The 13,543-nt window shown below is 71.5% G+C and carries 11 protein-coding genes and 2 pseudogenes; 5 read left to right on the forward strand and 8 right to left on the reverse strand.

From position 1 onward, the window contains the following. Positions 1-105: 105 nt before the first annotated feature. The 3 genes and pseudogenes from ACFUNE_RS25640 to ACFUNE_RS25650 form a co-directional block, all read left to right on the forward strand. Positions 106-423 carry a DUF664 domain-containing protein gene (locus ACFUNE_RS25640; RefSeq protein ID WP_383572944.1) on the forward strand — a complete coding sequence of 106 codons (318 nt, stop codon included), beginning with the start codon at positions 106-108 and terminating at the stop codon, positions 421-423. Between the two features lie 98 nt (positions 424-521). Next, a pseudogene (locus ACFUNE_RS25645) lies at positions 522-884 on the forward strand (Scr1 family TA system antitoxin-like transcriptional regulator); the annotation flags it as partial. A 103-nt stretch (positions 885-987) separates the two neighbouring features. Further along, a pseudogene (locus tag ACFUNE_RS25650) lies at positions 988-1,053 on the forward strand (DUF397 domain-containing protein); the annotation flags it as partial. Positions 1,054-1,098: 45 nt separating this feature from the next. On the opposite strand, the gene ACFUNE_RS25655 reads toward ACFUNE_RS25650, so the two are convergent. The 7 genes from ACFUNE_RS25655 to ACFUNE_RS25685 form a co-directional block, all read right to left on the reverse strand. After that, positions 1,099-2,625: a sensor histidine kinase gene (locus ACFUNE_RS25655; RefSeq protein ID WP_383572553.1), complete on the reverse strand. Its 1,527-nt coding sequence runs from the start codon at positions 2,623-2,625 to the stop codon at positions 1,099-1,101. Next, positions 2,622-3,341, reverse strand: a complete 720-nt coding sequence (locus tag ACFUNE_RS25660; protein WP_383572556.1) for a response regulator transcription factor — start codon at positions 3,339-3,341, stop codon at positions 2,622-2,624. Before ACFUNE_RS25660 ends, ACFUNE_RS25655 begins: the two co-directional genes overlap by 4 nt. 169 nt (positions 3,342-3,510) lie before the next feature. Next, positions 3,511-5,307 carry a CotH kinase family protein gene (locus tag ACFUNE_RS25665; RefSeq protein ID WP_383572559.1) on the reverse strand — a complete coding sequence of 599 codons (1,797 nt, stop codon included), beginning with the start codon at positions 5,305-5,307 and terminating at the stop codon, positions 3,511-3,513. Further along, positions 5,307-5,984 (reverse strand): DUF4956 domain-containing protein, encoded by a 678-nt coding sequence (locus ACFUNE_RS25670; RefSeq protein WP_099176060.1) that lies wholly within the window; start codon positions 5,982-5,984, stop codon positions 5,307-5,309. Before ACFUNE_RS25670 ends, ACFUNE_RS25665 begins: the two co-directional genes overlap by 1 nt. Beyond that, positions 5,981-6,886, reverse strand: coding sequence for a polyphosphate polymerase domain-containing protein (locus ACFUNE_RS25675; RefSeq protein ID WP_383572563.1), 906 nt, complete (start codon positions 6,884-6,886; stop codon positions 5,981-5,983). The genes ACFUNE_RS25670 and ACFUNE_RS25675 overlap by 4 nt, the downstream gene beginning before the upstream one ends. A gap of 228 nt (positions 6,887-7,114) precedes the next feature. Next, positions 7,115-7,732, reverse strand: coding sequence for a DUF1349 domain-containing protein (locus tag ACFUNE_RS25680; protein WP_383572566.1), 618 nt, complete (start codon positions 7,730-7,732; stop codon positions 7,115-7,117). After that, entirely contained in the window at positions 7,729-9,249 is a 1,521-nt protein-coding gene (locus ACFUNE_RS25685; RefSeq protein ID WP_383572569.1) for an aldehyde dehydrogenase (NADP(+)), read from the reverse strand. The genes ACFUNE_RS25680 and ACFUNE_RS25685 overlap by 4 nt, the downstream gene beginning before the upstream one ends. Before the next feature lie 155 nt (positions 9,250-9,404). Between ACFUNE_RS25685 and ACFUNE_RS25690 the strand changes: the two genes are divergently transcribed. Both ACFUNE_RS25690 and ACFUNE_RS25695 read left to right on the forward strand, forming a co-directional pair. Next, on the forward strand, positions 9,405-10,175 hold the full coding sequence (locus ACFUNE_RS25690) for an IclR family transcriptional regulator (RefSeq protein ID WP_383572572.1): 771 nt from the start codon (positions 9,405-9,407) through the stop codon (positions 10,173-10,175). 109 nt (positions 10,176-10,284) lie between these two features. Next, complete coding sequence (locus ACFUNE_RS25695) at positions 10,285-11,736, forward strand: peptidoglycan D,D-transpeptidase FtsI family protein (protein WP_383572575.1); 1,452 nt, start codon at positions 10,285-10,287, stop codon at positions 11,734-11,736. A 59-nt stretch (positions 11,737-11,795) separates the two neighbouring features. On the opposite strand, the gene ACFUNE_RS25700 is transcribed toward ACFUNE_RS25695, so the two are convergent. Next, positions 11,796-13,313, reverse strand: coding sequence for an NCS2 family permease (locus tag ACFUNE_RS25700; RefSeq protein WP_383572578.1), 1,518 nt, complete (start codon positions 13,311-13,313; stop codon positions 11,796-11,798). Between the last annotated feature and the right edge of the window lie 230 nt (positions 13,314-13,543).

The raw sequence follows: 13,543 nt of genomic DNA on the forward strand, positions 1-13,543 counted from the left end.
GGAACGCCACGGACGCCCAGCTCACCGAGCGCTCCACGGTGAGCTGGGCGTCCCCTCGGCGGCATCCTGAACCACCTCACCCTGGGCGAACGGGTCTGGACGCACATCCTCACCGCCGCCACCGGGACCCCGGAGGGCATGTGGGACATGGGCCAGTACAACGCGCCGGAGGGTGCCACGGCCGCCGGCCTGCGTATCGCGTACGAGGAAGCGGCCCGCGCAACCGACGAGGCCGCAGCGAAGGCGGATCCGAACTCCGAGGTCCCTCTCCCCGAGACCCCCTGGGAACCCGGCGTCGTGCACCACTGGGAGGTACGCAGGGTCCTGCTGCACCTCCTCCAGGAGACGGCTCAGCACACCGGGCACGCGGACATCGTCCGCGAGGCGGTGGACGGCGCGAACAGCACGGCGCAGCGGGAGTAGGGCTCCCACCCGGAGCAGTCTCCCTACGACCATGTCACCAGGAAGGAGGACGCGGCCATGCCCCCTACGACGTCAAACGCGAACTCGGGCAGTGCTACGTGCGCCGAAGAACACCGGCCTGGCCCCTCGGCCCTGTCCCGGTCGGCGGCACGGTCAGGCACCGACGTCACCGTGCGCCGTCCGCCGTCATCCGCGCACTGTTCGCCTTGCGTAAGCCGCTGCTGGACGATTCGACGATCGAGCAGCGCGTTGCCGCACGACTGGCCCGCCAGGATCTGCTGACGCAGTGGCCCGCCCCGATCGTGACGTGCATCGTCGAGGAAGCGGTCCTGCACAGGCCCGTCGGCGGCATGTCCGTGCACCGCGCACAGCTGGAGCAGTTGCTCGCACTCGGGCAGCTGAGGACTCCGGAGTTACAGGTGATGCCGACCGCTCGTGACGAACACGCGGGACTCGGCGGCCCCTTCATCCTGCTGACACCCGCGTCCCGCCCACAACTGGCCTACGTGGAAGTCCAGAACGTCAGCAGGCGTCCTCGTCCGCGACTCGAAGGGCGTCACCCGCCCCCACCTGACCCTCTCCCCCGCCCGGTGGGCGCGCTTCGTGCGGTACGCCGCCGGGTCGGCGTAGCCCCTCTCCTTGATCACGCGCGAGCACCGCACCCCCCGGTTCGGCTCAGGGCGTCCCCGCCGGGAGGAGCAGCCGGAAGGTGCAGCCCTTGCCGGGGCCGGTGTCGAGTTCGAGGCGGCCCCCATGGGCCTCGGCGATCGTCGAGGCGATGGCGAGGCCGAGGCCGGATCCGCTGTCTCGGGGGGTGCCGGAGGCCGGTGGGGCGCGGTAGAAGCGGTCGAAGACCTGGTGGGCGTCCTGGGGCGTCAGGCCGGGGCCGTCGTCGACGACCTCGACGACGTGGGCCGGGGCACCCGGGGGCAGGGGCGGATTGGCGCTGGTGCGGCCGGGGCGGTCGGTGCCTCCGGCACCGGAACCGGTGCGCGCGCTGCCGACCCGCACCTGGACCCGGGTGCCCGGCGGGGTGTGGGCGCAGGCATTGTCCAGGAGGTTGGACAGCACCTGGGCCAGCTGGTGGGGGTCGCCCGAGCCCTCCACGACGTCGAGCTCGCCCGGACCGCCGGAGCCGCCCGGCCCCAGCGGGGCGATGGTGATGCCGCGCCCCGGGTGGCGTACGGCCGAGGCGGCGATGGAGTCCGCGGCCAGCGAGAGCAGGTCGACCGGCCCGTGCTCGGCCGTGGGGGCGTCGCCGAGCTTGGCCAGCAGGAAGAGGCTGTCGACGAGGCGGCTCATGCGGTCGGCGTTCTGCGCGATGAGCTCGTGGGCCTCACGTCGACGACTCGGGGACATGCGCGGGTCGTGCAGCAGGAGTTCGGCGAAGCCCTGCAGGGAGGTCAGGGGGGTGCGCAGTTCGTGCCCGGCGTCCGCCATGAAGCGGCGCAGCCTGCGCTCCGTCCTGTCCTTGCGGTGCAGCGCCGCACGCAGTTGGTCCAGCATCGTGTTGAAGGCGATGCCGAGGCGGCCGACCTCGGTGTCCGGGCTGGTGTCGGTGACGTTCTGTTCGAGTTCGCCGCGGGTGATGCTCCGTGCGGTGTGTTCGACGCGGGTCAGCGGCCGGAGGCCGAGGCGCACGGCGACGCTGCCCAGCAGCATCACTCCGGCCGCGGCGGCCGCCCCGACGGCCAGGCTGAACCAGAGCAGTCCGGACGTCGCCTCCTGCACGCTGTCCAGAGGGAGGGCGACGACCGCGCGCATGCCCTCGGGGCCCGAGTCGGCGACGACGCGCCAGTCCCCGTCGCCGTCCTCGGAGGGCACCGTGGCGGGGCGGCCGTCCGCGGGCCTGCCGGGGCCGATCGTGCGCGCCAGACGTGGTTCGCCCCGGCCGCTGCCGAGCGAGCCGGGCAGCAGCCGGCCCTCGGCGTCGTAGAAGTAGACGCGGAAGTCCGAGGGCAGGGCCTCGTGCGGGGGCGGCCGGTGGGCGGGGGCGGTGCCGTTCGCGACGTCACGGTAGACGGGCGAGGGCGGACGGAAGTCGGTGAGGCGGTCGTCGACCTGTCCGATGAGCCAGGAGCGCATGAGGGTCAGCCCGGTGGCCTGGCAGACCAGGACCGCCGCGGTGGCGAGGACCGTCGCGATCAGTACGAGCCGGGTACGCAGGGAGCGGGGGCGCAGGCTCCTGGGCACCCCCCTCATGCCGTGCCGTCCCGGGGCAGGCGCAGGCAGTAGCCGACGCCCCGCACGGTGTGGATGAGCAGCGGTGCGGTGCGGTCGATCTTGCGGCGGAGGTTCTTGATGTAGGTGTCGACGATGCGGGTGTCACCGGCGAAGTCGTAGTGCCAGACGCGTTGCAGGATCTGGTCCTTCCCGAGCACCTTCTCGGGCTGCGCCATGAGGCAGGCCAGCAGCCGGAACTCCGTCGGGGACAGCGGGACATGCTGCCCGGCGCGGCACACCTCGTGCGCCTCCTCGTCCAGGGTGAGGTCGGCGTACCGCAGGGGCGGGCGCTCGGCGGGCGGGGCGCTGCGCGGTCCGGTGCTGCGGCGGAGGATGGCGCGCACCCTCAGCAGGATCTCCTGGACGTGGAACGGCTTGGTGACGTAGTCGTCCCCGCCCGAGCTGAGCCCGATGATGCGGTCCTCGACCTCGGTGCGTGCCGTGAGGAAGAGGACCGGGGTGTAGATGCCCCGGGCGCGCAGTCCGCGGGTCACGGTGAAGCCGTCGGTGTCGGGGAGCATCACGTCGAGCACGATCAGGTCCGGCCGGCACCGGTCGGTCTCGGCGAAGGCGTCCTGTCCGGTCGCCGCCGCCACGACGGCGTAACCGGCCGCGTGCAGGGCCGAGGTGAGCAGGGTGCGGATGCTCGGGTCGTCCTCGACGACCAGAACGGTGTGCCGGGCTGATGGGGCCATCACGGCTGGGGTCCACTTCGGGTGCTGCGGGCGGTTCCCGTGCCGGCCGGGGCGGGCCCGGTGACGCGGGCCGGTCTCCGCCGTACGGAACGGGCGGGACGCCGCGCATGCGCGGGCGTGCCGGCGCCCCGGACCGGATCGGGGGAATCCGGGTCCGGGGCGCCGGCGGTCATCCGGTCACCTCCGTGTCCTTCGCCAGCGCCTCGGTGCGGGCGGTGACGGTCGAACGGAGCGTGGCGACGGCCTTCTTGAGATCGGCCGCACCGACACCCGCCTTCTCGGCCTGGCCGGCGATGTCGTCCAGCGCCGCGAGCGCCGCCCCGGAGGCGAAGAGCTCCTTGTACAGCTTCGTGTAGGCCTTCTTGTACGCCGGGTCCAGGGCGTCGAGCTCCAGGAAGCGTTCCTTCAGCGCGTGACCGCTGCTCATACCGCCACCGCCCGGACCGCCCTCGGCCCGGCCGTCCTCACCCTGGCCTTGCCCTTCCGTGCCCTCTCCTGCCGCGCCCCCGGGGAAGCCGCCCTGCGGGGCGCCTTCGCCGGTGCCGCCCGGCAGGCCCTCCGGTGTGCCGCCTTCGGGGAGCGCGGGCAGGTCGCCCTGGCCCTGTGCGGCTCCGCCCCGGTCCGCGTCGCCGTCTTCCGGCGGGCCACCGGCCGCGCCGCCGGGGCGGCCGCCGCCCATGCTCATGGAGTCGTCCGGCCCCGCCCCGGCGTCTCCGCTGAAGGTGAGGTTGTAGTCCCATCCGAGGATGGAGAACTTCTTCGTTTCCAGGTCGTACCGGAGCAGGTAGTTCTTCCCGGGCCCCGCCATGTCGTCGAAGTTCATCAGCAGGTTCTGCGCGGCGACGTACTCCGAGAAGGACTCGATGTCGACGTGCTTGCCGAGGTCGGCGGCGAACTCCTCGTCCGAGGCCTCGTCCACCCACTTGATGAGCTTCATGACGGGTTCGAGGTCCTGGCTCCCGACCTTGTTCAGCTGCCGGAAGGAGGTCTCGTAGTCGGAGGGGTCGTCGCCCTGGTAGGCGAAACTGCCCCCTGCCCTCGCCTTGTACAGGACGCTGTCGCCGTCGACGGCCTCGGCGTACTCGGTGTCGGGGTTCTCGACCATGAGCCTGGTGACCTCCGGGCCGTTGTTGACGGACACCGTGGTGAAGCCGTACCGCTCGGCCGTCGCCCCGCTCCCGTCCGTCAGCGACAGGGCCAGGGCCTCGTTCAGCGGCACCTGCGCGTCGGCTCCGGGGCGCAGCGAGATCTCCCGCTCGCCCTGGTAGGCGCGGCCTTCGACGTACTTGTCGATCTCGATGAGCAGGGGAAGCTCCTCCGGCTTGTCGGCGGAGAGGTCGTACTGCGTCATCCCTCCCCCGCCCGCACGGGCCGCACCGCCTGGGGCGTCCTCGGTGGCCGCGCCGCCTCCGGTGCCTTCGGTTCCCGCGCCGCCCGCAGCGGCGCCAGGACCGCCGCCGTCGGCCCGGCCGCGGTCCTGGCCCCCGCCGCCCTGTTGCTGCTGCGGGGCGCCCTGCCCGGCTCCGGCCGGCATCCGGCCGCCACCGGCACCGCCCCGGTCGCCGCGCAGGGACATCAGGGTGGAGTTGCCCTTCAGACGGATGCCGACGTCCGCCAGGTAGACCCCGTCGATGGTGAGGTCGGCCGGGATGGAGTCCTTGGTCCCCTCGTCCTCGAACTCCTTCATCATCTTGTCGAAGTCGGTCTGCTGGTACGACAGCCGGATCGAGTGCTCGACCGTGGTGTCGTACAGACCGACCGGGCCCTTGACGTCGTCGATGATCGTGTCGGCCTCGACCTGCGAGGCCGATGTGACGTAGGGCGAGATACGGGCGTCCCCGAAGGCGTACACGAGCAGGGCGAGCCCGACGCACAGCGCTCCGGCCGGCTTCCAGTGGTGCCGCAGCCGCACCGGCAGGCGGTCCTTGAGCCGCCGCCGGCGGACCGGGGTCGTGCCGCCGCTCATCACAGGTCGGTCGTGTCGTAACCGGTCAGCACGGTCACCCGCTGCCCGGAGGTGCGTTCCTGCAGGGCCGTGACGAGGTCACCGGGTTCGGTGCCCTTCTTCATCCGCACGGTGTAGAACACCTCGTTCAGGGCTCCGCCGCGGATCGTCTCCGTGCTCACCAGCTCGAACTCGCTGGTGTACTTGATCAGCACGTCACGGATGGCGGGCGTGTAGTCCTCGCCGGCGGGGACCTGGACCTTGACGACCTGGCGCTGGACGTTCAGCGCGAACCAGTTGAACTTGAACATCACGAGGATCACGACGCAGATCACCACGGCGCCGACGGCGGCCAGGGTGTAGAAGCGGGCGCCGCAGGCCATGCCGATGGCCATCGCCAGGAAGATGAAGCCGACGTCCCTCGTCTCCTTCACCGCGTTCCTGAACCGGACGACGGACAACGCGCCGACCAGGGAGAACGCCCGCGCCAGGTTCGAGCCGACGACCAGCATGATCAGGGCGACGATCATGCCGACGATGACCAGCGTCTGGACGTAGGACTGGCTGTACGAGACGTTGCGGTGCGTGTACCGGTAGGTGTAACCGATCACCGTGCTCAGGATGAACGAGAGCGCCATGGCGGCGACCACGTCGGCGACGCTGAACGTCCCGCTGAGTTCCTGCAGATCGAAGTTCACTGTGCTCCTGCTTTCACCGGCGCGTGCTGCGCCGCCGGCTGCCCCAGCGGCAGCCGGGTGTGGGGGGTGGGCGGCGGACAGTCCGCCTCGTGGACGTGGAAGACGGACCTGGGCGCCAGGCCGAAGGCCTCGATGGACTGCACGTACTTGCTGATCCGCACCAGGTTCAGGTTCCGGCGGGCCGCCAGGTCCGTGATCCAGTGCGGCGTGCGCTCGTTGACCTTGATCTCCATCACCGTCATGTGGGGCGGGACGGTGAACCGGTTCTCCGGTGTGGCGGTGCCGAAGTGGAAGTCGCGGTCCCGGCCCCGGATCCGCCGGTCGAAGGTGACCCGCAGCCCGGTGTCGGAGGCCCGGCCGACCAGCGCCTCGCGCTGGTAGCCGGTGATCGCGGTCGGCCGGAGGTTCAGCCGGATGACGAGGTCGAGCACCTCCTGGACGAAGGCGCTCTCCCCGGGCGAGTGCTCCACCGTCTCCCGTGCGTCGCACAGGCTCCGGGCGGTGGCGTACGGCAGGGTGATGCGCCGCTTCTGCGTCACCCGGTTCACCCGCTGCTTGATCTCCACGCACACCGGCGACTCGTCGGTGACGCCGTCGAGATCGCCGTAGTGCCGGATCCGCAGCTTGCGGCGGAACTTCAGGCCCTCGATCTTCTCCCAGTAGAACCGCAGCTCGGGGCTGTCGTAGTACAGGCTCCAGACCCCGTAACCGCCCACCGGGCTGTTCAGGTCCCGGTCCATGCGCTCGCCGAGCTCCTCCCGGATCTCGGCGGCCCGCTCCACGGGCACGAGGTACTTCAGCTCGAACCGGTTGAACGCGTGCAGCCTGCTGGCCACGTCCAGCGGCCGGGCGTCCTCCCTGGCCGGGGCGTCGTCGTCCCGGGACTCACGGGATGCAGCCATGTCGGGTCGCGACACCTTGCGCCTCCTTACGTCTACGTGCCGGACCTGCCGGCACGGGACACGCAATCAAGGGCGCATGAGGAAGCCGTGAGAAACGCGGGTTGATTGCAGGAGGATCCGGAGTGACGTCGAGGTGAACGGCGGGCGTACGGGGCCGGGCGGACCCACCACGCGCGAAGGGCCCGGAATCCTCCCGGATCCGGGCCCTCGGAGGGCGTACGCGGTGGGTCAGCCGCCGTCGCGCAGGTCGCCCGGGCCGGTGGGCCGGAAGGCGATCCGGTCGAACGACGCGGTGCAGCCGTCACCCGTGGGCGACTGGACGAGGAAGCCGATACGGGCCGCCGCCCGCTCCTCCTCCGTGCCGAGGGTGAACACCCGGACGAAGGTCCATCGCTCACCGTCCGCCGAGGCGTGGAAGGCGAAGCTGCTGCCGACGCGGCTGATGCGCATCCAGTGGCTGTTCCCGTCCACGACGGCGGAGTTGACGTCGTCGGAGTGGCCGCGGGTGACCACGGTGCAGACCGTGGGGCGTTCCGGGGAGAGCTCCAGGCAGAGCTTCGCCCAGTCCCGCTCCCCGACGTGGAGGTAGAGGACCCCCGCGTCGAAGGCGGCGGCGAAGCCGACGTTCACCCGGGCGATCAGCTGGAAGTCGCCCTCCGGCGCCGGCCCCAGCAGGCGCGGCGCGTCGGAGGCGGGCTCCAGGCTGTCGCCGCCGGGCGGGACGAAACGGTCCTGCTTCGCACCCGCCGAGCCGGTCAGCACGCCGTCGGCGTACGTCCACCCGCCCTCGGGACCGACCGGGTCGAGGCCGAAGGGGAGTTCGGGGAGCCGCACCGCCGCCGTCATGCGCGCCGCCCGTCGACCCGACGCGGCAGACCCTGCGGGTTGTCCTCGCGGAGCTCCGGGGGCAGCAGCGCCTCCGGCGTCGACTGGTAGCTGACCGGGCGCAGCCAGCGCTCGATCGCGGTGGCGCCGACCGAGGTGGAGGTGGAGGTGGTGGCCGGGTAGGGGCCACCGTGGTGCTGGGCGGGCGCGACGGCGACGCCGGTCGGCCATCCGTTGACCAGGACGCGACCGGCCACCGGGGTGAGCTCGGACAGGATGCCCGCGGCGCTGCCGTCGGCCTCCTCCGTCGCGATCTGGAGGGTGGCGGTGAGGTTGCCCGGCAGCCGGGAGAGCACGGCGGTGATCTCGTCCGGCGAGTCGTAGCGTGCGACGACGGTGACCGGGCCGAAGCACTCCTCCAGGAGCGCGTCGTGCGGCCCCTCCTGGACCAGCCGCTGCGCCGGCACGGTCAAGAAGCCCGGGGAGACGGTGTGTTCGCCGCCCGCGCCCGGGGTGACCGGGGCCTCGACGTCGGGGAGCGCGGCCCGCTCGGCCACGCCCCGGACGAAGGCGTCCCGCATCCGGTGGTCGAGCATGACCCCTGCGCCCGTGCCGCTGACCGTCTCGGTCAGCGACTTGAGCAGCTGGTCGCCCGCCTCGCCGGAGGGGGCGAACACGAAGCCCGGCTTGGTGCAGAACTGTCCGGCGCCCATGGTCATCGAGCCGCCGAGTCCGGCGCCGATCTGCTCACCGCGCTCGGCGGCGGCCGCCTCGGTGACGACGACGGGGTTGAGCGAACCGAGCTCGCCGTGGAAGGGGATCGGGGTGGGCCGGGCCCCCGCCGCGTCGAAGAGCGCGCGGCCGCCACGGATCGATCCGGTGAATCCGGCGGCGGAGACGAGCGGGTGCTTCACCAGCTCGACACCGGCGTCGAAGCCGTGGACCACGGTCAGGACGTCCTCGGGAAGGCCGTTCTGTGCGGCGGCCCTGCGCAGCAGCGAGGCGCAGATCTCCGAGGTCGCGGGGTGGTCGGGGTGTGCCTTGACGACGACCGGGCAGCCCGCGGCGAGCGCGCTCGCGGTGTCGCCGCCGGGGACGGAGAAGGCGAGCGGGAAGTTGCTGGCCGCGTAGACGGCGACGACGCCGAGCGGGATCTTGTAGCGGCGCAGGTCGGGCCAGGGCGGGGTCCGGCTTCCGTCCTCGTGGTCGATGTGGATGTCGAGGTAGGCACCCTCGTCGACGACCTCGGCGAAGGCCCTCAGCTGGGCGGCCGTGCGCGCGAGCTCACCGGTCAGCCGGGCCGGGCCGAGCGCGGTCTCCGCGTCGGCCGCCTCGATGACGTGTTCCTGGGCCTCGGTGAGGAGATCGGCCGCGGTGCGGAGGAACGCGGCGCGCACGGTGCGGTCGGCCAGCGCTCCGCGAACGGCGTGCGCCGCCCGGACCGCACGGTCGACCTCCTCCGCTGTAGCCTCCACCGCAACCTGCTCACGCGGGTTCCCCGTTCGGGGGTCGACGCTCCAGACTGGTGCTGCTGCCACCGTGTTTCCTTCCGTTCCACTGCCACACAGGAGAAGTTGTTCGGTATTCTGAACAGCGTTCCTGAACGTGAATACACAGGAACTCTATTTCCGGGCGTTCCGTGTTGGCAAGAAGTCGCAGGGTCGTACCAAGAGGGCTGGAAGGGGCATGAGGCATGTCGGTTGCCGAGTCTGGTGGGGCACAGGTCAAGTCCGCGGTACGGACGGTGGAGCTCCTCGAATACTTCGCCGGGCGCCCCGGCATGCACTCGCTGGCCGCGGTGCAGGAGGCCGTCGGCTACCCCAAGTCCAGCCTCTACATGCTGCTGCGCACCCTGGTGGAGCTCGGCTGGGTGGAGACCGACGCCACGGGCACGCGGTACGGGATCGGCGTGCGGGCCCTGCTCGTCGGCACCTCGTACATCGACGGTGACGAGGTCGTCGCCGCCGCCCGGCCCACCCTGGACCGGCTCTCCGACGACACCACGGAGACCATCCACCTGGCCCGGCTGGACGGGACGAACGTGGTGTACCTCGCCACCCGGCAGTCCCAGCACTACCTGCGCCCCTTCACCCGCGTGGGCCGCAGACTGCCCGCCCACTCGACCTCGCTCGGCAAGGCGCTCCTGGCGACCCACAGCGACGAGCAGGTCCGCAAGATGCTGCCGGAGACCCTGCCGGCGCTGACCGAGCACACCCTCACCGACCGCGAGAAGCTGATCGAGGAGCTGCACGTCATCCGCGAGCAGGGGTACGCGGTGGACCGCGAGGAGAACACCCTGGGACTGCGCTGCTTCGGCGTCGCGATCCCGTACCGCACCCCGTCGCGCGACGCGATCAGCTGCTCGGTGCCGGTCGCCCGGCTCACCCCGGCGCACGAGCAGATGGTCAAGGACGCCCTGTTCGACGCCCGCGACCGGCTCACCCTCGCGACCCGCAGGCTCTGAGCGTCCGGCGCGCCGCACCGGACGGTTCCGGGGCGGCGTGCCTGAGAAAGCGGTGAGAAGGAACACGAACGGGAACGCCCCAGGTGTCCCCGTTCGTCCCTCCAGCTGGATGAACAAGACGATCAGGCGCGCCTCGGTCTTCTGTCTGCTCATGGTCCTCGCCCTGCTGGTGCGGGCGACCTGGGTGCAGGCGTACGACGGCCGGGCGCTCGCAGACGACGACCACAACCGGCGGAACACGATCGCGCAGTACGCGCAGCCGCTCGGCGACATCATCGTGGCCGGATCTCCGGTCACCGGTTCGAAGGAGACGGACGGCGACGACCTCCGCTACAAGCGCACCTACACCCAGGGCGATCTGTACGCGTCGGTCACCGGCTACAGCTCCCAGGCGTACGGGGCCACCCAGCTCGAGGGCATCTACAGCGACGTCCTCGACGGCACCGACGACCGGCTCAAGAATCCCGCGGACCTGATCACCGGCAAGCAGACGTCCCCGGGCGACGTGCTGACGACGATCGATCCGGGCGTCCAGAAGGCGGCCTACGAGGCGCTCGGCGACGACAGGGGCGCGGCCGTCGCCATGGACCCGAAGACCGGCCGGATCCTGGGGATGGTCTCCTCGCCCTCGTACGACCCCTCCGACATCAGCGGGACGGGGGACGCCGACGCCTGGCAGAAGCTGCTCGACGACAAGAGCAAGCCGCTGGTCAACCGGGCGCTGCGGCAGCCGCTGCCCCCCGGTTCGACGTTCAAGCTGGTGGTGGCCTCGGCCGCCCTGGAGAACGGCCTGTACGGCTCGGTCGACGAGGCCACGGACAGCCCCGATCCGTACACCCTGCCGGGCACGAGCACGGTCCTGTCCAACGAGAACCCCTCGGCGCCCTGCGAGAACGCCACGCTGCGCACCGCGCTCCAGTACTCCTGCAACAACGTGTTCGCGAAGGTCGCCGCCGACCTCGGCAAGGACAAGCTGAAGGCGATGGCGGACGCCTTCGGTTTCGACACGAAGGAGCTGGACGTGCCCGTGCGGGCGTCCGAGAGCGTGTACCCGAAGGACATGGACAAGGCGCAGACCGCGCTGACCGGCATCGGGCAGTTCGAGGTGACCGCCACCCCCATGCAGATGGCCATGGTCTCCGCGGCCCTCAGCAACGGTGGTGAGCTGGCCTCGCCGCACATGGTCTCCAAGGTGACGGACGCCGACGGCTCCGCGCTCCAGGAGTACCCGGACGGCGACACCGAGCGGGTCGTGAAGGCGTCGACGGCGGAGCAGCTGCGCAGCGCGATGGTCACCGTGGTGGACGAGGGCACCGGCAGCAACGCGAAGATCGACGGTGCCGAGGTGGGCGGCAAGACGGGGACCGCGCAGAACGGCGTGGACAACAGCAACACCCCGTACGCCTGGTTCACCTCGTACGCGAAGGACGACTCCACCGGCAGGCAGGTCGCGGTCGCGGTGGTCGTCGAGGACTCCGGAGCGGCCCGCTCCGAGGTCAGCGGCAACGGCCTGGCCGCGCCGATCGCGCAGAAGATGATGAAGGCGGCGCTGAAGCGCTGAGCGCGTCCGTCACCGCCCGCGCCGGGCGGTGACGGACGGCCCGTCGTCGAGGCCGGGGCCTACTTCGCCCCGAGGAGCTGCTCGACCGGGTCGATGGCGAAGTACACCGCGAACAGCGCCGCGGTGGCCCACAGCAGCCAGTGGACCTCCTTGGCCTTGCCGAGGACCGCCTTGATCACGACGTAGGCGACGAAGCCGGCGCCGATGCCGTTGGTCATCGAATAGGTGAACGGCATCACGGCGATCGTGAGGAAGGCCGGGATGGCGATCTCGTACTTCTCCCAGTCGATGTGCCGCACCTGTGCCATCAGCAGGAAGCCGACCGCGACCAGCGCGGGTGCCGCGGCCTGGGAGGGCACGATCGTGGCCAGCGGCGCGAGGAACAGCGCCACGGCGAAGAGACCGCCGGTGACCAGCGAGGCGAAGCCCGTACGGGCGCCCTCGCCGACGCCCGCGGCGGACTCGACGTAGGACGTGGCGGAGGAGGCGGAGGCGGCGCCGCCCGCGACGGCCGCCGCGCCGTCGATGAGCAGGACCCGCCCCAGATGCGGCACCTTGCCGTCCTCGTCGAGGAGGCCGGCCTCCTGGGAGACGCCGAGCACGGTGCCCATGGTGTCGAAGAAGTCGCTCAGCAGCAGGGTGAAGACGAGCAGCACGACGGTGATGACGCCGACGTGCTCGAACGCCCCGAAGAGGCTGAAGGAGCCGATCAGGCCGAAGTCCGGCGCGGCCACCAGGTCGTCCGGGACGGACGGCACGGTCAGGCCCCAGGCTGTGGGGGCGATGTCGGCGATCTCGTCGATGACCACCGCCACGACGGTGGTCACCACGATGCCGATGAGGATGGCGCCCTTCACCTTGCGGGCGAGCAGCGCGACGGTGAGCAGCACACCGAGGCAGAAGACCAGGACCGGCCAGCCGGAGAGCTGCCCGGTGGCACCGAGCTGGACGGGGACGGAGCCGGTGTCGCCGGGGATGCGGGTGACGAAGCCGGCGTCGACGAAGCCGATGAACGCGATGAAGAGCCCGATGCCGACGCCGATGGCCTGCTTCAGGGACGAGGGGATCGCGTGCATGATCGCCTCGCGGAGCCCGGTGACCACGAAGACGCAGATCAGCAGGCCCTCGATGACGATGAGCCCCATCGCGTCGGGCCAGCTCATCAGGGGCGCGAGCTGGAAGGCGACGACGGCGTTGAGGCCGAGACCCGCGGCGAGGGCGAGCGGCAGATTGCCGCCGACGCCCATGGCGACGGTCATCACCGCGGCCACCAGCGCGGTGGCGGTGACGAGTTGGGGACCCGAGAGGTGGTTGCCGAACTTGTCCTCGGCCGAGCCGAGGATGATCGGGTTGAGCACCAGGATGTAGGCCATCGTGAAGAAGGTGGCGAATCCGCCGCGTATCTCGCGTCCGAAGTCCGAGCCGCGGGCGTTGATGGAGAAGAAGCGGTCGACCGCGCCGCGCGAACCGCCCTTCCGCACGTCCTCGGGGGGCCCGGCGGGCCCCGGGACCCCGGCCTCCTCGGCTCTGGGCGCGGGCACGGGCGCGGGCACGGTGGGATCTGGTCTGTCCGGCATGGCACTCCTCCTTGTGTACGGATCACGCGACGGTCGGCCTGTACGGATCACGCGACGGTCAGCCGGATTGTTCACCCGTCGCGGGGATTTCAGGTTTTCCCCGTGTTACGTCTTGCGTGGTCGCGCGCCCCTCTCCGCCCTCCGCGCCGGCCGGATCGAGCCGGCGGGCGGGGGCTCCCCCGCACCGTGCGGCCCGCGCCCGGCGGGCCGCTTGAACAGCCTTCCGCTGC

The sequence above is a fragment of the Streptomyces sp. NPDC057287 genome (genome assembly GCF_042667905.1).
Lineage (GTDB): Bacteria > Actinomycetota > Actinomycetes > Streptomycetales > Streptomycetaceae > Streptomyces.